Below are 19961 nucleotides of genomic sequence, written 5' to 3' on the forward strand. Positions count from 1 at the left end.
CCGGGGACGGTGTGGGAGAGTAGGTCACCGCCGGACAATCTTTTCTTGAGGGCCCTCACCGTTGGTGGGGGCCCTCATGCATTTCCGGGCTCCATGCATTTCTGGGCTCCTGCTGCTGCCGGAGTCTTTCGAGTGTCTCCCCGGGTCTTCTTGGGATTCCGAGGCTTTTCGGAGGCCTCGGGACCTCCAGGGCCTCAAGGCCTTTCGGGCCTCCCCGGGCTCCTGGTCCTCCCCGGATTCCAAGGATTCCCACGACTTCAGAGGTTCCGGGGTCCACCCGGGGACCCGAGATTTCCAGGGCTTCGAGGACTCCCGGGACCCCCATGGGCGCCTCCAATCCCTTTGCAACCCCCCTTCAACCCCTCGGTGACACTCTTTCCCATGTGACAGACACACCACATGCCGGCTCCCCGGCCGGGGACCACCGGGCCATGGCCCGGCGCCTTCTACAGGCGGGCTCCCGCGGTCCGATCCCGGCGTGTGGTCCTCCGTCGACCCGGGCTCTAGGCGTGCAGTTCGCCGGACAGGACCGTCACGGCCCGCCCGGCCAGTTCGACCCGGTCACCTCGCACGGTCGTGCGGACGACACCGCCGCGCCGGGAGAGCTGAGCTCCCACGAGAGTGTCGGATCCCAGCTTGGACGCCCAGTACGGCGCGAGCGCGCAGTGCGCGGAACCCGTCACCGGGTCCTCCGGGACCCCGACCCTGGGGGCGAAGAACCGGGAGACGTAGTCGATGCCGGCCCCCGGGTCCTTGGCACGAGCCGTCACGATGACGCCCCGCACCTCGACCTGCTCCAACGCCCGGAAGTCGGGGGTCGTGCCGAGCACGGCGTCCTCGGACTCGACCTCCACGAGGTAATCCCAAACATTTTTTCCGGCCCAGACAGGTTTAATCCCGAGAGCATCGATCAGAGGTGGCGGAGGACTCACCTCGTGGAGCACTTTTGCCGGGAAATCCATGTTGATTAATCCGGATTTATCCCTGGTCACGGACAGGATTCCACTCTTCGTTGAGAATTCGAGGGTTTCTCGGACCGTTCCCGTGGAATACAGCACATGCGCCGCGGCCAGGGTCGCATGCCCACAGAGGGCCACCTCGGTCACCGGCGTGAACCAGCGGAGCGAGTACGGTTCCCCGTCCTCGCCTCCGAGCAGGAAGGCCGTCTCGGAGTGCCTCATCTCCGCCGCCACGGACTGCATCCAGGCGTCAGGAGCCGGATTGCCGAGTACGCAGACCCCGGCGGGGTTACCCTTGAAAAATTCATCGGTAAACGAATCGACCGTGTAGACGAGCATGCCTCGATGCTAAGGGGCGCCGAAGATATCGGTTGAAGACGGGGCAGGAGATCAGGCACAGTCGGGATCAGGCAAACCAGTGCGGTAGCCGTACAAAGTGGAAATAAGCGCTGGGCGTGTCGCACGGCGAACTTCTGGTCGTCGGTTACCGTCCAAGGTGTAGGGACAGGCCGGACACGGCGTGGTCCTGGCGAAAGGACGAGCCGATGGGGGCAGTGCGCAAGGTGGCGACCTACCTTGGCCTGGGCGGGGCAGAGCAGTACGACGAGGCCTACGACTACGAGGACGAGGTCGAAGGCGAGGAGGAGGACTGGCAGTCCGCCTCCGAGCGTGCGGCCAAGCGCTGGCAGGCCATGAACGAGCCCTCGCGGATCGTGATGCTGACGCCGATGAAGTACAACGACGCACCGGTCATCGGGCAGCACTTCCGCGACGGCCAGACCGTCATCATGGACGTCAGCGGGATGAGCACCGCCGAGGCCACCCGCATGGTCGACTTCGTCGCGGGACTGGCGTACGGGTGCGAGGGGCGGATCGAGCGGATCGCGGAGAAAGTCTTCCTGCTGGCGCCCGCCGAGGTGGAGATCACCAACGGTTGATCCCGCCGGCGGCGCGGCCCGCGGTGGCCGTCAGCCGGCGCGGGGTCCGCGGCGGAGCAGGCGGGTGAGCTCGGTGAGGTCCGAGGTGGCCGTCCCGATCCGCGCCTCCGACTCGCGGGCGTACTCGTGCAGGGCCCATACCGCCCCCTGGGCCTGCTCCCTGAGCTCGGCGAGCCGCCTGACGACACGCTCGGCGTCCGCCCGCTCGCGCCTGCGCCTGTTCCACAGCCGGTAGCCACCCCCGACGGCCGGCAGTGGTGCGAGGAAGGCGAGCGGCATGAGCGGGAGCACGAGCGCCACCGCCAGGATCACCGGCGCGAGGACCAGAAGCAGCCAGGCCCCCCAGGGACGGCCGAGTACGGGTGTGCCCTCGCTGGTGACGCGGTTCTCGGCGGCCTCCAGCGACTCGGGGTCGGGACCCTCGGGCCGCAGCGTCAGGGGGTGACCGAGGATCGGCACCGTGACCGACTCCGGAGCCTCGGCCTGGGTGGCGCCGGTGAGGGTCTCGGCCGCCGCCCGCACGATGGGCGCGGCCACGTGGAGCGCGATGGCGGCCAGGGCGGGGTGGGAACCGGGCCGCAGGTCGCCGAGAAGGTGGGCGGTGAGGGAGCGGGCCGGTCGCTCGGGGACGTCCGCCCCCACCAGCCGGCGGAGCACGGTCAGCGGCTCGTCCTCGCTCCACACCACGGTCGTGTCGTCGGGACGGGGGGCGGCGTCGCCGTTCCTGCTCTCCCGGGCCGAGGTGATCTCGGCGCAGCGGTCGCGCAGGTGGGCCAGGCGGGCCGCGGCCTGTACGGGGGCGGCCAGCTCGGGAAGCTCGGCGAGCGCCGTGAACCCGGCCAGCGCCGGGGAGGTCGTCGTCGAGGGTTCGCCGGGGACCAGGGCGCCCAGCCAGCGGTCGGGTTCGGACGCGGGGGACGCGGCCACCGCGTCGAGCCTGCGGAGAACGAAGATCTTGCCCGCGGGTCCGTACGCGCCGCGTGCGGCGGCGAGCCAGAGCGCCCGCTGGCCGTGGGTCACCGGGCGGTCCAGGGACAGCTCCTCGAAGGCGGTGCCGAGCCACGAGGCGTGGATGCGGTCGCCCTGTCCGGCGACGGCCAGGGCGAGGCACAGGAAGAGCGCGGTCCGCCGCTCGTCGCGCTGGGCGGCGCGGGCGAGGGGCTCCAGGGAGTCCTCCCCACGCATGATCAGCACGAGCGCCTCGACGGCCGGGGCCAGCCAGTGGCCGGAGGTGTCGGTCAGGTCCGCCGGCACCCCGGCGGGGACGGTCCCGGCGGCGAGGTCGGAGAGAAGGGCATCGGCACAGCGGCGCAACTCGGCCTCGGCGTGCGGATTCGCGGTCAAGTCCGTGCTCAAGGCAGAGAACTCCCCGAAGTTGTGACCGATGACCGCGCCAGCGTATTGCGCTTCGGACATCCCCGCGGGGAGGCGCGCCGAACATGACTTTGCCAGACGATCGCCTCGATTTTCGCAATAAAGACGATCATCTGGTGGACAGGTTACATGCGCTCGGGCACCGGTACGCCGAGAAGGTTCAGTCCGGTCTCCAGAATCCTCAGGGTGAGCGCGCACAGGGCGAGCCGGGAGGCGCGGACGTCCGCCTCGACGTCGTCCCTGAGCACCGGGCAGTTCTCGAAGAACGTGGTGAAGGCGCTCGCGGTGTCGAAGAGGTACGAGGCCAGCTTGTGCGGTGCCGAGTTCTCCGCCATCTCCTCGACGACCGCGCCGAACCCGAGGAGCCGCAGGGCCAGGGCGCGTTCGGCCGGGTGGCCGAGCGTGATGGGCCCGGTCTGCGCGGCAGGGGAGACCCCGCCCCTGCGGAAGATGGAACGGATGCGGGCCTGGGCGTACTGCAGGTAGGGGCCGGTGTTGCCGGTCAGGGCGAGCATGCGGTCGAAGTCGAAGACGTACTCGCTGTCGTGGCTGACCGACAGGTCGGCGTACTTGACCGCGCCCATGCCGACGGCGTGCGCGATCCGGGCCCGCTCGGCGTCGTCGTAGTCCCTGTCCTTGATGACCTCGCCGGCCCGTGCCTCGGCCTCGTCGAGCAGCTCCAGGAGCTTGATCGACTTTCCGCTCCTGGTCTTGAACATCTTGCCGTCCGAACCCAGCACGCTGCCGATCTGGATGTGCTCGGCCCTGACGTGGTCGGGCAGCCAGCCGGCGAGCCTTGCCGAGTCGAAGAGCATCGACATGTGCAGCGCCTGGGTGGCGCCGATCACGTAGAGGATCCGGTCGGCCTTGAGGTCGTCGACCCGGTGGCGGATCGTGGCCATGTCGGTGGTGGCGTAGCCGTAGGCGCCGTCGCTCTTACGGATCATGAAGGGGAGCGGCTGGTCCTCGCGGCCGACGTAGCCGGGGGGGAACACGCAGAGCGCGCCGTCGCTCAGCACGGCGATGCCGCGCTCCTGGAGCTCGTCGCAGACCTGGGCGAGCATGGGGTTGTACATGCTCTCGCCGGCGATGTCCTCGTCGGTCAGCGTCACCCCGAGCTGGCGGTAGACCTTGTTGAAGTAGCGCAGGGTGGCGCCCATGAAGATGTGCCACAGGCGCATCGTCTCGGGCTCCTCGGCCTGCAGGGTGACGACCCGGGCGCGGGCGCGGGCGTTGAACGCGGGGTCGGCGTCGAACTTCGCGCGGGCCGCCTGGTAGTAGACGTTGCCCTCACCGGCCTCCAGCTGGGCGACGGCGGCCTCCTCGCCGATGTCGAGCAGGTGCTCGATGAGCATGCCGAAGGGCGTGCCCCAGTCGCCGAGGTGGTTCTGCCGGACGACCTTGTTGCCCAGGTGCTCGTGGACCCGGGCCAGGGCGTCGCCGACGATCGTGGTCCGCAGGTGCCCGACGTGCATCTCCTTGGCCGCGTTGGGCGCGGAGTAGTCGATCACGACGGTCTGCGGCGGGGCGGCCTGCCCCACACCGGTGCGCGGGTCGGCCAGCGACTCGGACGCCCGCTGCGCGATCCAGTCGTCGGAGAGGGTGAGGTTGAGGAAGCCGGGCCCGCTGACCTCGACGCTGCCGGGGAACGGGTCGCCGGTGGCCTGCGCGGCCGGGCCGGTGAGGCGGTCGGCGATCTCCTGGGCGACCTCCCGCGGGGCACGTCGCAGTCGCTTGCTCAGGCTCATCGCCACGTTCGCCTGGTAGTCGGCGAACTGCGAGGGGCGGATCAGCGGGTCTGCGTCGGCGTACTCGGCGCCGAAGGCGTCGGCCAGCGCCTGCTGGACGCGCCGGGTGAGTTCGAGTTGCGGGTCGGTCATGCCCCAAGGGTATCGGCTGGCCGATGGTGGAACCGAGGGGTTGTCAGCCCGCGGACGGCCGCCCGCCACGGGCCCTTACGACCGCGAAGACGCCCGTCAGCACGGCCCCCGCGGCGGCGCCGATACCGGCCGCGGTGAGCCCGGCGGCCGGGTCGGCGACGGTGAGCGCGAAGAACTCGCGGGCGAACGGGACGGCGAGGGCCAGGGCGAACAGCCCGGCCATGGAGGCCACCAGCGCGACCCTCCACCAGACGTAGGGGCGGGCGACCAGGGCCAGCACCGACCAGGCGGCGACGAAGAGCGTGATCACCGCCGAGGTGCGGCTCTCGGCGAGGGACAGGCCCCCGCTCTGGGCGATCCAGTACGACAGGTAGACGGCGGCGGCGCAGACCACTCCCGAGGGGACCGCCAGGCGGAGCACGCGGGGCACGAAGCCGCCCCTGGCGCGCTCGTTGCTGGGTGCCAGCGCCAGGAAGAACGCGGGAATGCCGATCGTCAGCGCGTTGATCAGCGTGGAGTGGCGGGGGGCGAACGGGAAGGCGAGCCCGATGACCCCGGTCAGCAGGGAGAGCACGATCGCGTAGAAGGTCTTGGTGAGGAAGAGGCCGGCGACCCGTTCGATGTTGGCCAGCACCCGCCGCCCCTCGCCCACCACCGACGGCAGGCCGGCGAAGCTGTCGTCCATCAGCACGATCTGGGCGACCGCCCGGGTGGCGCCGCTGCCGGAGCCCATCGCCACGCCCAGGTCGGCGTCCTTGAGGGCGAGCACGTCGTTGACGCCGTCGCCGGTCATCGCGACCGTGTGGCCGCGCGACTGGAGCGCGCCGACGAAGAGCCGCTTCTGGTGGGGGCTGACCCGGCCGAAGACGGTGTTGGCGTCCATGATCTCGGCGAGCTTCTCGGGGTCGTCCTCGGGCAGGGTGCGGGCGTCGACCGCGCGGTCCCCGCCGGGGATGCCGAGCGTGGTGGCGATGGCCGACACCGACTCCGGGTTGTCGCCGGAGATGACCTTGACGGCGACGTGCTGGCCGGCGAAGTAGGCGAGGGTGTCGGCCGCCTCGGGGCGGAGCCGCTGCTTGAGCACGACGATGGCGGCGGCCTCGATGTCGCCGAGGTCGTCGGGGTCGCGCAGCGAGGCGACCCGGCCCAGGACGAGCACCCGCAGGCCGGTGGCGGCGAGGGCGCCGGCCTCGGTGTAGGCGGGGGTGCCGGGCGGCAGCAGGACGTCGGGGGCACCCAGGACCCAGCCGCCGTGGCCGTCGAACTCGGCGCCGCTCCACTTCCTGGCCGAGGAGAAGGCGACCTTGGCGGTGGCGGTCCAGCCGGGTGAGTCGGGGTAGCGGACCTGGACGGCGCGGGCGGTGGGGTTGGGGTCGGGGTCGAGGTTGGCCAGCGCGCCCAGGGCCTCGTCCACGGGCAGGCCGCCGCCGAGCGGGCGGACCTCGCCGAGTTCCATGCCGCCGGAGGTGAGGGTGCCGGTCTTGTCGAGGCAGAGCACGTCGACCCGGGCCAGGATCTCGATCGCGGGCAGCTCCTGGACCAGGCAGCGCCGCCTGCCCAGCCGGATCACCCCGACGGCGAAGGCGATGCTGGTCATCAGGACCAGGCCCTCGGGAATCATGGTGACGATGCCCGCGACCGTGCCGGTGACGGCCTCGCCGATCTCGGTCTCCCTGCTGACCTGGCTCCAGGTGAGCAGGGCGCCGATCGGGACGACCAGCCAGGTCACGTACTTGATGAACCGGGTGACGCCCTCGCGCAGCTCGGAGTGGGCCAGGCCGAACGCGCTGGCCTCCTCGGCGAGTTTGGCCGCGTAGGCGTCGCCGCCCACGCGGGTCGCGACGTAGCCGCCCCGGCCGGCGACCACGAAGCTGCCCGACAGGACCTCGTCGCCCGGGACCTTGTGCACCGGGTCGGCCTCGCCGGTGAGCAGCGACTCGTCGATCTCCAGGCCGTCGGCGTCCAGCACCTCGCCGTCGACCAGCAGCTGGTCGCCCGAGGCGAGGAGGACGAGGTCGCCGAGGACGACCTGCCGGGGCGCGACCTCGGTGTCGGTCCCGTCCCTGCGGACCCGGACGGGGGACTCGTTGACGATGGCGAGCCGGTCGAGGGTGCGCTTGGCGCGGAGCTCCTGGACGATGCCGATGGCCGCGTTGGCGACGATGACCAGGCCGAAGAGCCCGTCCTGCCACTCGCCGAAAATCATGATCAGAACCCAGAGGACGGCGATCACCCCGTTGAACAGGGTGAGGACGTTGGCCCTGACGATCGCGGCGACCGTTCTGCTCGATCGGCGCCGGACGTCGTTGACCTGTCCCGCGGCCACGCGCTCGGCCACCTGCGCCGACGTCAGCCCCGGTTCCGTCACCTGCTGCACGCGCTCCCCCGATGATCGACTGGGATTCAGGGTACGCGGGGGCGATGAATGCGATAGGAGATCTGACCGGATGAGACGGAAATATCACGCTAGCTGTGCTGGAAGCGGACGATACCGAGTCGTGAGGCCGGCGGACGTCCGGTGCGGCGGCGGGCAGCGGGCGTGTGACCGGCGGGGATCCGGTGCGGGGGCAGGGGCGGGCGGGCGTTCGACGGAGGGCGGGAGGTATGGCGGGCGGGCGTTCGTGCGGGGCCGTGGGGGGCGGTGACGGTGAGGGGGCCTCACCAGAGGCGGTGCGGGCGGTGCGCGGAGGAGAGGCGCTCGCCGATGCGGTTCACCACACCCTCGTGGGCGAGCGTGGCGGCGAGGACGCAGGCGGCGCTGATGCCCTTGGCGCGGGAGGCGCCGTGCGCGATGACCACGGTGCCGTTCAGCCCCAGCAGCACGGCACCGCCGTGGACCTCGGGGTCGAGCCGCCGGTGGAGCTCCCTGATCCGTTTCCTCTGGAGCAGGCCGCCCATCCGGGCCGCCCGGCTCTCGTTGATCGTTTCGCGGAGCTCGGAGAAGGCGTAGCGGACGCTGCCCTCCATGGTCTTGAGCGCCACGTTGCCGGTGAAGCCGTCGGTGACGATGACGTCGACGGTGTGGGTGAGCAGGTCGTGCCCCTCGACGTTGCCGACGAAGTCGAGGCCCGTGGCGGCCGACAGCAGCTCGTGGGCCCGCTTGACGAGCTTGTTGCCCTTCTCCGGCTCGCTGCCGATGGTCAGCAGGCCGATCCTGGGATTCTCGACGCCGAGGGCGGTCTCGGCGTACGCGGCGCCGAGATGGGCGAACTGCACCAGCATCTCCGGCTTGACCTCGGCGTTCGCCCCGGCGTCCAGCAGCACGGTCGGGGAGGGCCGGGTCGGCAGGGCCACCGCGATGGCGGGCCTGAGCACTCCCGGCCTGCTGCGGAGCCTGAGCTTTCCGGTGGCCACGATCCCGGCGGTGGATCCGGCCGAGACCACGGCGCAGGCGTCACCGCGCCGTACGAGATGGCAGGCGACGGCGATGCTGGAGCGCGGGCGGCGCAGGCTGGCGAGGGCACCCTCGTCCATGGCCAGGGCCTCCTCGGCCCGGACGATGGGGATCTCGGTGGTGGCGTCGTGGCGGGAGAGGGCCTCGGCCAGCGGGCCGGGTGCGCCGACGAGCACGATGGAGATCCCGTGCTCGCGTACGGCCTGTACGGCACCCGCCACGATCTCGTCGGGGGCGTGGTCACCGCCCATCGCGTCCAGAGCGATCGGCGTGGTGCCGGGAGCGTCGATCTCAGGCAAGCGGTCACCTCGTGCGCGATGGTCTGTCCGCATGGTAGGCCGGTCCGGGTACCGGCCGCGCCGCAGGGTACCGGTCCGCGTCGCGGAGGAGGCGCGGAGCGGGAGGGTGACCCGGGGAGCGGGAGGTGGACCCGGGGGGCGGCACGGGGGCCGGGAGGCGGTCGGAGAGCCGCGGGGTGCTCGGGAGGTGGCGGGGTGCTCGGGGGTGGCGGGGAAATGGGCGGGGTGCCCGGGAGGTGTGGGGTGCCCCAGGAGTTGTGGGGTGCCCCAGGAGTGACGGGTGCCCGGCCGGTTGTCGGAGAACAGTGGGGTGCCCGGGAAACGGGGGGAAGTGGCGCAGGGGCTCAGGGGGTCTGCGGGAGGTTCCAGTCGGTTCTCTCCCGGGAGACGACGACCTTTCCGAACGTGACCCGGCCGACGACCCTGATGATCGGCCCACCCTCGCCCCCGCCGCCTGTCGCACCGCCTGTCGCACCGCCTGTCGCGCCGCCGGAGATGGAGCGCTTGGCGAACAGCGCGCCCACCTCGTCGATGACGTGGGCGTTCTGGGGCACCCTGACGATCAGCTTGCCGCAGTAGGCGTTGACCTGGAGGGTGATCTCCCGGCCGGGGAGCACCGCGTCGGACAGGTCGACGATCAGGGCGCCGAAGGTGACGCTCAGGCCGGTGTGCCGCCCCGCGATCCAGCGCCCGCCCCGGACGACCTTGCTGAAGACGGCGGTGACCTCCTGCCGCTCGGTGACCGGGCCCTGGCCGGGCGTGGTGAGAGCCGGCAGGTCCCGGGTGAGGGGGACGAGGTCGTCGACGGTGACGGCGGAGTAGGCGGCCTCCAGGCGGTCGGCGTGCTCGACGCTGGTCAGCCGGCCGGTGGCGAACTCCTCCGCCAGCAGCGCGGCCACCCGGTCACGGTCGGCGTCGGAGGCGCGCATGGCGACGGTCTCGGACACGCGGGCGACACCCTGGGGCGCGCGGGAGGCGGGGACGGGGGCCGGGGCGGGGGCCGGAACGTGTGGGACGGGGGTGTGGGGCGTCATGGAAGTCATTCTATGACTAAGCGCGATATATCGCGATGGCGATTCGGGGGCGGGTGAACGGCGATCCCGTCGTGACGGTCCCGGGGGTGACCTCGTCCGCCCCGCCCCGCCGTGGGGAAGCGAAGGAAGACGGCATCCGGCTCGGGGGCGATCGGGGCGGCCTCCAACGCCCCATCGTGGCGGGGCGAGGGGAGGGGAAAGGCGTCCGGCTCGGGGTGAATCGGGGCGGTGGCCTCCAGCGCCCCGTCGTGGCGGGCGGAGAGAGGGAGAGGGGTGCGGTGGCCGGCAACGGCCGTTGTCGGCCGTCGCCGGCCGCCGCACCCCCCGGTGTCCTGCTGGGTGTCCCGCTCAGTGTCCTGGACTGCGTACCGAGGTCCGGCGGGCGATCTCGGCCTGAAGTCTGGCCATCTGCCAGTGCAGCTCGATGAGCTGCTGGGTGAGCTGGAGACGCGGAATCTCGGACGGATCCTCGACGGACAGGTGATCGATCGCGGTGGACAGCTCTCGCATCGCGCGCCCCCACTCCATGACGGCTTCCTCGGATCGAAACAACGTTCGAATCATACCGGAACACCGAACACGCTGTCAGTCCATTGCCCCCCGTGTCACCTCACCCGAACCCCGGGGGGCCCTCACCCGAACCCCGGGGGGCCCTCACCCGAACCCCGGGGGGCCCACCCCGGAGAGCTCCAAGGTGGGCACCTGCCCACTCATCGCGGCGGGACGGCCTCCGCCGAGGCGATCTCAGCTCGACGCGCCGGCGTCGCCGTCGACGCCGAACTCGGGGGTGACGTAGCCGCGAGCGAGGGTGTGGGCGGTGATGTTGAAGCCCACCACGGCGGGAGAGGCGTCGGCGTCGAGGCCGAGTTTCTCCACGTCGAGGGCGTGTACCGCGAAGATGTAGCGGTGCGGGGGGCCGGGGGGCGGGGCGGCGCCGCCGTAGGCGCGTGTGCCGTAGTCGTTGCGGCCGTGCACGCCCGCGGTCGTGTCGGCCGTGCCCGCGCCCGCGGGCAGTTCGGTGGTGCCTGCGGGGATGTCGAACAGCAGCCAGTGCCAGAACCCGCTGCCGGTGGGCGCGTCCGGGTCGAAGCACGTCACGGCGTAGCCGAGGGTGCCCTCGGGGGCGCCGGACCAGCGCAGGTGCGGGGAGACGTTCTGGCCGGTGGCACCCCAGTCGTCGAACACGTGGGTCTCGGCCAGGCGCTCGCCGTCGCGCACGTCGTCGCTCTCGACGGTCAGGGCGGGGACAGGGGGCAGGAAGTCATACGGAATCGGTGGCCGCACGGACACGATTCACCTCCGATGGGAGCGTCTTGTCGGTCGCTCCTCATCCTGCCCCGTGATCGGGCCCGTAGCGGCCGGGCCGGCCTCTCGTGCGGTCAGACCTTGTTGTAGGCGGCCAGGACCGTCTGCGGGTCGCCGTCCATCCTGATCTTGCCCTTGTGCAGCCAGATGACCCGGTTGCAGGTCTCCTCGATCACGTCCAGGTTGTGCGCCACCAGGAAGACGGTGCCGGCCTGGTCGCGCATCTTCTTGATGCGGTCCTGGCTCTTGCGCCGGAACTCGCGGTCGCCGGTGGCCAGGGCCTCGTCGATGAGCAGCACGTCGTGGGACTTGGCCGAGGCGATGGCGAAGCGGAGCCTGGCGCCCATGCCGGAGGAGTAGGTCGACATGGGGAACTGCACGAACTCCCCGATGCCGGAGAAGTCGACGATGTCGTCGTAGGTCTCCTTGACCTGGGCGGGGTTCATGCCCATCGCGTAGCAGCCGAGGACGATGTTGCGCTCCCCGGTCAGCTCGCGCATCAGCGCGGCGTTGACGCCCAGCAGGGAGGGCTGACCGTCGGTGTAGACCGCGCCGGAGTGCGGGGGCAGGAGTCCGGCGATGGCGCGCAGCAGGGTGGACTTGCCGGAGCCGTTGCGGCCCACGATGCCGATGGCGTCACCGTGGCGGGCCACGAAGGACACGCCGCGGACGGCGTGCACCTCCTTCATCTGCGGGCGTCCCTGGCGCTTGACGAGGCGCATGAGGGCGTTGACCGCGTTGCCCTTCTCGGTGTCGCTGGCGGCCCCGTACACCCGGTAGATGATGTGCAGGTCGTCGACGATGACCGTCGGGGTCTCCTCGGCGGCGGGGCCGCCGGGGGCGGCGGGTTCCGGCGCGGGATGCACCCTGACGTCCGTGCTGGGCACGGCCGGCTCCTCGGCCTTCACTCCGGACAGCTCCTCGGTCAACTCAGCCACGTCCGTACTTCTCCTCGGCTCGCCAGAAGTACCAGAAGCCGCCGAGCAGAGCGAACACCGCCCAGAATACGCAGACGCCCCAGATGTAGGGGCGGGGGTCGTGGGTCTGCATGAGCAGGTCGCGCATGAGCTCGATGTACGCGGCGGCGGGGTTGAAGTACATGACGTCGGCGACCCACTGGGGCAGACCGGCGCCGTCGGGGCCCACGACCTTGTCCTCGATGGAGAAGAACACGCCGGAGGCGTACAGCCAGGTGCGCATGATGAAGGGCAGGAGCTGGTTCAGGTCGCGGGCGGTGGCGCCGACGCGGGCCAGGACCAGGCTGGCGCCGACGTTGAACATCGTCTGCAGCGCCAGGGCGACCGGGATGAGCAGCCAGTACCAGGTGATCGGTTCCTTGGTGATCAGCACCAGGCCGAACAGCACGCCCATGGAGATCAGCAGCTGCTGGAACTCCTGGATCGTGTAGGCCAGCGGGAGCGCGGCCCGGGGGAAGTGCAGGGCGCGGATCAGCGACAGGTTGCCGGAGATCGCCCTGGCGCCGCCGCTCACCGAGCGCTGGGTGTAGGTGAAGACGAACATCCCGGTGATGAGGAAGGCCGGGTAGTTCTCGATGTCCTTGTTCGCGCCGAGGATCAGGCCGAACATCAGGAAGTAGATCGCGGCGTTCAGCAGTGGCGTGACGACCTGCCACAGCTGCCCCAGGGCGGAGTTGCTGTACTTCGAGACGTTGCGGGAGGTGGCGTACGTCGTGATGAAGTGACGCCGTTCCCACAGCTGACGCAGGTAGACGGGCAGACTGGGGCGTGCGATGGCACGCCGAAGTCCGTAACGCGCGGCGAGCTTGGCCAGCGGCTCCTGCCCCTGAGAGGGGTTGCCGTTCTTCGGGCCGCCCGCCTGGGCGTCCGCGATCGCGGATTCCGGCTGGCTCATGGCAAGGACTCTATTGGATGTGAGTGGATGAAGTGCCTGCGGCGGTCTGCCGCTGCTCACATTGGACGGCCTCCCCCGGCCGGAGGTTCCACGGCAATTGTGCGGTTCGTCGGTGACCGACCGGCGCCGGGGCGGAAGGGGCAGCGCGGCCCCGGGGAAGAGTCAAGGGTAGGTAATGGGCATTGAGCCCAGTATCAGGGAGTGTTTTGACATAGCCGTTGACGCACCATGTGGGATCATATGTCGGATTCACAGGAAACCGAGACCCCGGATTCACCCAGGTGGCGGACATGTGACGTCGGATCCCCGTATGCGTGACCTAACTGCAACATCTCAGATACAAGCCGGTATGAAGCGGTGAGGAATAGTCGCGACCGATCGGTGTGGCGTCAGCACCCGAACCGGACCAGCGGGAAGCAGGGACCACAAGATCCTCCTTCACGGTGCCCGGTTACCGGATCTCAGTGCCGGCGTAAGCCTGCAAAGGGAGGATTTACCGTAATGCGTGTTACCAAGAGTGCGCGGTTCGCCGCCGGCTCCGCGCTGCTCGCCCTCGCTCTGGCCGCCTGTGGCAGCACGGAGCCCGCGGGCGGAGGATCGGCAGCGGCCGACCTGCCGGTTCGGATGGAGCTGGGGGAGCCGCAGAAGCTCTTCTACCCCGGTGACACCACCGAGTCCGAGGGTGCCGAGGTCCTGGCGTCGCTCTTCTCGGCGCTGGTCAGCTACAACGAGGAGAAGCAGGTCGTCGAGGAGTCCGCCGAGTCGATCGAGACGACCGACAACAAGGTCTGGACGATCAAGCTCAAGCCCGGCTACACCTGGCACAACGGCGAGAAGGTGATCGCGCAGAACTACGTCGACGCCTGGAACTACGCGGCCAACCAGGACAACGTGCAGGGCGCCAACGGATTCTTCAGCCGGATCGACGGCTGGGCCGACCTGAACCCCGGCGAGGGCAAGACCGTCTCCACCAAGGAGATGAAGGGCCTGAAGGTCGTCGACGAGAGCACCTTCACCGTCACCCTCACCCAGCCGTTCTCGCAGTTCAAGACGATGCTCGGCTACACGGCGTTCTACCCGCTGCCCAAGGCCGCCTTCGGCGCCGACGGCAAGGTCACCGAGGAGTACGCCAAGAAGCCGATCGGCCAGGGCGCGTTCAAGATCGACAAGCCCTACAACAAGGGCACCGACCAGACGATCGACCTCACCCGGTACGACGAGTTCACCGGCAGCAAGCCCAAGTTCACCAAGCTCCAGTTCAAGCTCTACACGAGCCAGGAGACGGCGTTCAACGACCTGGCCGCCGACAACCTCGACATCCACGACTCGCTCCCCCCGTCGGCGATCTCCCGCGCCAAGACGGAGTTCGGCGAGCGCTACATGGACGAGCCCGACGCGGGCGTCGGCTACATCGGCTTCCCCCTGCAGTACAACAAGACGTACTCGGACGTGAGGGTCCGCGAGGCCGTCTCCATGGCGATCGACCGCAAGACCATCGCCGACACGGTCTTCTCCGGCACCCGCGCCCCCGCGGACGACTTCATCAACCCCCTGCTGGAGGGCTACCGCGCCGGCGCCTGCGCGGCCTGCGCCTACGACCCTGCCAAGGCCAAGGCCCAGTACGCCGAGGCGGGCGGTCCCAAGACGCTGGAGCTGGGCTACAACTCCGACGGCCCGCACAAGGAGTGGATCGAGGCGGTCGCCAACAACCTCCGCGCCAACCTCGGCATCGAGGTCGCGGTCAAGCCCTTCGAGAAGTTCGCCACCGTCCTCGACGAGCTCGACAAGAAGACCTACGGCGGCCTGTTCCGGATGGGCTGGGCGATCGACTACCCGTCGGCGGAGAACTACCTGACCCCGATCTTCTCCACGGTCGCGATCAAGACCGGCTCCAACTACGCCGGCTGGTCGAACAAGGAGTTCGACGAGCTCCTCGTCAAGGGCGACACCGCCGCGACGATGGAGGAGAGCCTGAAGTTCTACCAGCAGGCCGACGACGTGCTGATCAAGGAACTGCCCTACATCCCGGTGTACTTCTACCGGACCAACGCCGCCTTCTCCCAGAAGGTCAAGGGCGTCAAGGTCAACCTCCTCAACCAGATCGAGTGGGACCAGGTGGAGAAGACCGGCTGACGAACGGCCGAGCGCCGGGTGGGAGCCCGGCCTCACTGGCCGCCCGGGATCGGTCCCGCGGCACCGCGCGATCCGCCGGTACGCGAGACCGGTCCCGGGCACGTACGGGAGACTTGAATGGGCCGTTACATCCTTAGGCGTCTGATCCAGGCGATACCAGTCCTGCTGGGTTCCACCCTGCTCATCTACGCCATCGTCTTCGCGCTGCCCGGTGATCCCATCGCGGCGCTGGCGGGCGAGAAGCGCATCGATCCCAACATCGTCAACATCCTGCGCGAGCAGTACCACCTGAACGACCCGTTCCTGGTGCAGTACTGGTACTACATCACCGGCCTGTTCAGCGGTGACTTCGGCACCACCTTCAGCGGGGTGCGGGTGAGCGAGATCATGGCGGGCAAGTTCCAGGTGACCGTCAACCTGGCGATGACCGCCCTGGTGCTGGAGGCCGTGATCGGCATCGGTCTCGGCACGTACGCGGCGCTGCGCCGCGGCCGTCCCGTGGACTCGATGATCCTCGCCTCCACGCTGGTGCTCATCTCGATCCCCACGCTGGTCACCGGGTTCGTGCTGCAGCTCCTGCTGGGCGTGAAGCTCAAGCAGGCGGGGCTCGACCTCTTCCCGGTCGCGGGCGTGTCGGAGGGCTGGCGCAGCTACCTGCTGCCCGGGTTCGTGCTCGCCGGGACGTCGATCGCCTACCTCACCCGTCTCACCCGGGGCAGCCTGGTGGAGATCCTGCGCGCCGACTACATCCGCACCGCGGTGGCCAAGGGCCTGCCGCGCCGCAGGGTCGTCGGGCGGCACGCGCTGCGCAACGCGCTGATCCCGCTGGTGACCTACCTGGGCGCCGACCTCGGCGCGCTGATGGGCGGCGCGGTGATCACCGAGACGATCTTCAACCTGCCGGGGATCGGCCAGCAGCTGTTCAGCTCCGTCTACCTGCGGGAACAACCCGTCGTCGTCGGTATCGTGACCGTGCTCGTACTGATCTACATCCTGGCCAACCTGGTCGTCGACCTGCTCTACGCCGTGCTCGACCCGAGGATCCGCTATGAGTGACACCCTCATCCCGGCCGGTGGGCAGACCGGGACACCCCAGCCAGGCCGGAAGGGCAGGGGCTCCGCGCCCAAGGCCGCCAGCCTGTGGAACGACGCCTGGTACGACCTGCGCCGAAGGCCGCTCTTCATCGGGGCGTCCTTCCTCATCGGCGTCCTGGTCGCCATGGCGGTCGTCCCCTCGCTCTTCACCTCGGTGAACCCCTTCGACGCCGCGTCCTGCCCGCTCTCCGACGCCCGTCAGAGCATGGGCGAGCTGCACTGGTTCGGCACCGACAACCAGGGCTGCGACGTCTACGCCCGCACCGTCTACGGCGCCCGCAACTCGATCGTGGTCGGCCTGACCACCACGATCGTCACCGCGCTGGTGGGCGGCATGCTCGGCCTGTTCGGAGGGTTCGCCGGAGGGTGGCTGGACACCGGGTTCTCCCGGCTCGCGGAGATCTTCTTCGCGATCCCGTCGATCCTGGGCGCCCTGCTCATCCTGGCGGTCTTCAGGACCGGCAACGTGTGGACGGTCATGATCGCGCTGGCGGTGCTGACCTGGCCGATGACGTACCGGATCATGCGGGCCGCGGTGATCACCGCCAAGAGCCAGGACTACGTGGTCGCGGCGCGGGCGCTCGGCGCCTCGACGCCGAGGATCATGTTCCGTCACATCCTGCCGAACGCGGTCGCCGCGGTGATCGTGGTCGCCACGATCAACCTGGGGTACTTCATCGCCGCCGAGGCCGGGCTCTCCTTCCTCGGCGTGGGCCTGCGCTCGCCGGACATCTCGTGGGGACTCATGATCGCCGACGCCAGGGAGCGCTTCCTGGAGGCCCCCTGGGCGCTGCTCTTCCCGGCGCTCTTCCTGAGCCTGACGGTGCTGGCCTTCATCATGCTGGGTGACGCCGTCCGCGACGCCCTCGACCCGAAGCTGCGGTAGGGGGACCCGTGAAGAAGACTGCGACCTCGTCGGCCTCGACGACCTCGAAGACCTCGGTGGTGCCGTCCAGGGACACGGCGGGCGGCGAGCCGCTGCTCGTCGTCGAGGACCTGCACGTGGAGTTCGTGACCAGGCAGGGCGTGCTCAAGGCGGTCAACGGGGTCAGCTACTCGCTGAGCCCCGGGGAGACCCTCGCCGTGCTCGGCGAGTCCGGCTCGGGCAAGTCGGTGACCGCGCAGGCGATCATGGGCCTGCTCGACATGCCGCCGGCCCGCATCCCCCAGGGCGAGATCCGCTTCCGGGGCACCGACCTGCTCGCGATGTCCGAGGACTCCCGCTCCCAGATCCGCGGCCGGAGGATCGCGATGATCTTCCAGGACGCGCTCTCCTCGCTGAACCCGGTGTTCACCGTCGGGGCCCAGATCGGCGAGATGTTCCGGGTGCACCGGGGCATGTCCCGGCGCGACGCCCAGAAGAAGGCGATCGAGCTGATGGACCGGGTCCGTATCCCGGCCGCGGCCCAGCGGGTGAACGACTACCCCCATCAGTTCTCCGGCGGGATGCGCCAGCGCATCATGATCGCGATGTCGATCGCGCTGGACCCGGAGGTGCTGATCGCCGACGAGCCGACCACCGCGCTCGACGTGACGGTGCAGGCCCAGATCATGGAACTCCTGGCCGAGCTGCGCCGGGAGAGCGACATGGGCCTGATCCTGATCACCCACGACCTCGGCGTGGTGGCCGACGTCGCCGACAGGATCGCGGTCATGTACGGCGGGCGGATCGTGGAACACGCCCCGGTGCACGACATCTACCGCGCCCCCGCCCACCCGTACGCCAAGGGGCTGCTCGACTCGATCCCCCGGGTCGACCTGAAGGGGCAGGAGCTCTACGCGATCAAGGGCATGCCGCCGAACCTGCTCGACATGCCCTCGGGGTGTTCCTTCCACCCCCGCTGCCCGTACCGTCAGGACAACTGCGTCACCGACCCGCCACCGCTGTACCAGATCGACCCGGCGCGGAGCAGTGCGTGTCACTACTGGAGGGAGGTCCTCGATGGCAGCCACGGGTGAGCCGATTCTCGAGGTCCGTGACCTGGTCAAGCACTTCCCGCTGACCCAGGGCGTGATCCTGCGCAAGCAGATCGGCGCGATCAAGGCCGTCGACGGGGTCTCCTTCGACCTGCGCCGGGGCGAGACGCTGGGCATCGTGGGGGAGTCCGGCTGCGGCAAGTCCACCCTGGCCAAGCTGCTGATGGCCCTGGAGCGGCCGACGTCGGGCTCGGTGCGGATCAACGGCCAGGAGATCGCCCGCGCCAGGGGCGCCAACCTCAAGCGGGTCCGCCGCAACATCCAGATGGTGATGCAGGACCCCTACACCTCGCTGAACCCCCGCATGACCGTGGGCGACATCATCGGGGAGCCGTTCGAGATCCACAGCGAGGTCGCCCCCAAGGGGGACCGGCGCCGCAGGGTGCAGGAGCTGCTGGAGGTGGTGGGCCTGGACCCCCAGCACATCCACCGCTACCCGCACCAGTTCTCCGGCGGCCAGCGCCAGCGCATCGGCATCGCCCGGGGGCTGGCGCTCCAGCCGGAGATCATCGTCTGTGACGAGCCGGTCTCCGCGCTGGACGTGTCGATCCAGGCACAGGTCGTCAACCTGCTGGAGCGGCTGCAGGACGAGTTCGGCCTGGCGTACGTCTTCATCGCCCACGACCTGTCGGTGGTGCGGCACATCTCCGACCGGGTCGGGGTGATGTACCTCGGCAAGCTGGTCGAGCTGGGCAAGGACGTCGAGATCTACGACCGGCCGGCCCACCCCTACACGCAGGCGCTGCTGTCGGCCGTGCCGGTGCCCGACCCCGAGGGGCGCGAGCGGCGCGAGCGGATCATCCTGCAGGGGGACCCGCCCTCCCCGGCCGATCCGCCGTCGGGCTGCCGGTTCCGTACCCGGTGCTGGAAGGCCGAGGAGATCTGCGCCGTCGAGGAGCCGGCGCTGGTGGTCAGGCCCGGTACCGCGCACGCGAGCGCCTGCCACTTCGCCGAGACCCACGACGTGATCCACATCTGAGCGACGGCGTGGTGCGCGCCGGTGAAAGGGCGTGCGCCGGGAGACGCGACGGGTCGGGAGACGCGACGCGTCGCAAGGTGTGGCGAACGCCGGAAGACGGGGCGAACGCCGGAAGACGGGGCGAACGCCGGAAGGCGCGGCCCCCACCCGTGACGGGTGGGGGCCGCGCCCCGTCTGACCTACCGCGGAGTCCCCGGTGTGTCAGAGCGCGTACTAGAGGATGTCGACGCCGACGCCGCCGATGCCGACGAGGCCACCGATGCCGACACCGTGGCCGGTGCCGCTGCCGCTGCTGATGATGTTGCCGCCACCGCCGATGTTGTTGCCGCCACGGCCGAAGCCGCCACCGCCACCGTAGTAGCCGCCGCCGCCACCGTAGTAGCCGCCGCCGCCGTAGACGCCGCCGCCGTACACGCCGCCCCCGTAGACGCCCCCGCCGTAGACGCCGCCGCCGTACACGCCGCCGGCGAGGACGCCGCCGCAGCCGGACGCGAGGACGGTGGGAACGACGACGGGCGGGCAGACGACAGGAAGGGCGACGACGCCGCCGCAGCAGTCGGCCTTGGACTTGACGGCCTTGGTGGCCTGCGCCACCGAGGCGACGGCGGCCTTGGAGGCCGTCGAGGAGGTGGCGGCGGACGCGGCCGCGGCCGGTGCGATGACGGCGATGCCGACACACGCGGAGGTGATGAGAAGACGACGAATCATTGTGGTTCCCCCTG

General features: G+C 70.1%; 17 protein-coding genes. 6 read left to right on the top strand and 11 right to left on the bottom strand.

The features are described 5' to 3' along the window. Positions 1-503 precede the first annotated feature (503 nt). Entirely contained in the window at positions 504-1298 is a 795-nt protein-coding gene (locus ACLQ2R_RS38920; protein ID WP_425966442.1) for a PhzF family phenazine biosynthesis protein, read from the bottom strand. Between the two features lie 206 nt (positions 1299-1504). On the opposite strand from ACLQ2R_RS38920, the gene ACLQ2R_RS38925 reads away from it, so the two are divergent. Continuing rightward, complete coding sequence (locus tag ACLQ2R_RS38925) at positions 1505-1897, top strand: cell division protein SepF (protein WP_386246417.1); 393 nt, start codon at positions 1505-1507, stop codon at positions 1895-1897. A gap of 30 nt (positions 1898-1927) precedes the next feature. Here the strand turns inward: ACLQ2R_RS38925 and ACLQ2R_RS38930 are convergent, their stop codons facing one another. The 9 genes from ACLQ2R_RS38930 to ACLQ2R_RS38970 form a co-directional block, all read right to left on the bottom strand. Further along, entirely contained in the window at positions 1928-3253 is a 1326-nt protein-coding gene (locus tag ACLQ2R_RS38930; RefSeq protein WP_425966443.1) for a hypothetical protein, read from the bottom strand. Positions 3254-3396: 143 nt separating this feature from the next. Continuing rightward, a complete protein-coding gene (gene argS, locus ACLQ2R_RS38935) occupies positions 3397-5151 on the bottom strand; it encodes an arginine--tRNA ligase (RefSeq protein WP_425966444.1) in 1755 nt (584 codons plus the stop codon). 43 nt (positions 5152-5194) lie between these two features. Next, positions 5195-7528: an HAD-IC family P-type ATPase gene (locus ACLQ2R_RS38940; RefSeq protein WP_425966445.1), complete on the bottom strand. Its 2334-nt coding sequence runs from the start codon at positions 7526-7528 to the stop codon at positions 5195-5197. Between the two features lie 281 nt (positions 7529-7809). Then, positions 7810-8844, bottom strand: coding sequence for a phosphate acyltransferase PlsX (plsX, locus tag ACLQ2R_RS38945; protein ID WP_425966446.1), 1035 nt, complete (start codon positions 8842-8844; stop codon positions 7810-7812). Between the two features lie 344 nt (positions 8845-9188). Further along, positions 9189-9791: a DUF1707 SHOCT-like domain-containing protein gene (locus ACLQ2R_RS38950; RefSeq protein ID WP_425966447.1), complete on the bottom strand. Its 603-nt coding sequence runs from the start codon at positions 9789-9791 to the stop codon at positions 9189-9191. A gap of 435 nt (positions 9792-10226) precedes the next feature. Then, on the bottom strand, positions 10227-10430 hold the full coding sequence (locus ACLQ2R_RS38955) for a hypothetical protein (protein WP_425966448.1): 204 nt from the start codon (positions 10428-10430) through the stop codon (positions 10227-10229). Between the two features lie 192 nt (positions 10431-10622). After that, on the bottom strand, positions 10623-11168 hold the full coding sequence (locus tag ACLQ2R_RS38960; protein WP_425966449.1) for a YbhB/YbcL family Raf kinase inhibitor-like protein: 546 nt from the start codon (positions 11166-11168) through the stop codon (positions 10623-10625). An 89-nt stretch (positions 11169-11257) separates the two neighbouring features. Next, positions 11258-12121 (bottom strand): ABC transporter ATP-binding protein, encoded by an 864-nt coding sequence (locus tag ACLQ2R_RS38965; protein WP_386246394.1) that lies wholly within the window; start codon positions 12119-12121, stop codon positions 11258-11260. Next, on the bottom strand, positions 12114-13055 hold the full coding sequence (locus tag ACLQ2R_RS38970; protein ID WP_425966450.1) for an ABC transporter permease: 942 nt from the start codon (positions 13053-13055) through the stop codon (positions 12114-12116). Before ACLQ2R_RS38970 ends, ACLQ2R_RS38965 begins: the two co-directional genes overlap by 8 nt. Before the next feature lie 501 nt (positions 13056-13556). Here ACLQ2R_RS38970 and ACLQ2R_RS38975 point away from each other — a divergent pair. From ACLQ2R_RS38975 to ACLQ2R_RS38995, 5 genes are all read left to right on the top strand, one after another. Continuing rightward, positions 13557-15188: a peptide ABC transporter substrate-binding protein gene (locus ACLQ2R_RS38975; protein WP_425966451.1), complete on the top strand. Its 1632-nt coding sequence runs from the start codon at positions 13557-13559 to the stop codon at positions 15186-15188. 117 nt (positions 15189-15305) lie between these two features. Next, entirely contained in the window at positions 15306-16244 is a 939-nt protein-coding gene (locus ACLQ2R_RS38980) for an ABC transporter permease (RefSeq protein ID WP_425966452.1), read from the top strand. After that, complete coding sequence (locus ACLQ2R_RS38985) at positions 16237-17169, top strand: ABC transporter permease (RefSeq protein WP_425966453.1); 933 nt, start codon at positions 16237-16239, stop codon at positions 17167-17169. The genes ACLQ2R_RS38980 and ACLQ2R_RS38985 overlap by 8 nt, the downstream gene beginning before the upstream one ends. 59 nt (positions 17170-17228) lie before the next feature. Then, on the top strand, positions 17229-18242 hold the full coding sequence (locus ACLQ2R_RS38990; protein WP_425966466.1) for an ABC transporter ATP-binding protein: 1014 nt from the start codon (positions 17229-17231) through the stop codon (positions 18240-18242). Further along, the gene (locus ACLQ2R_RS38995; protein ID WP_425966454.1) at positions 18226-19239 is read left to right on the top strand and encodes an ABC transporter ATP-binding protein; all 1014 of its coding nucleotides are present in this window, start codon (positions 18226-18228) and stop codon (positions 19237-19239) included. Before ACLQ2R_RS38990 ends, ACLQ2R_RS38995 begins: the two co-directional genes overlap by 17 nt. Before the next feature lie 213 nt (positions 19240-19452). On the opposite strand, the gene ACLQ2R_RS39000 is transcribed toward ACLQ2R_RS38995, so the two are convergent. Beyond that, positions 19453-19947 carry a hypothetical protein gene (locus tag ACLQ2R_RS39000; RefSeq protein ID WP_425966455.1) on the bottom strand — a complete coding sequence of 165 codons (495 nt, stop codon included), beginning with the start codon at positions 19945-19947 and terminating at the stop codon, positions 19453-19455. Positions 19948-19961 lie beyond the last annotated feature (14 nt).

Origin of the sequence: Streptosporangium sp. DT93 (assembly GCF_049844535.1) — a bacterium.
GTDB lineage: Bacteria > Actinomycetota > Actinomycetes > Streptosporangiales > Streptosporangiaceae > Streptosporangium.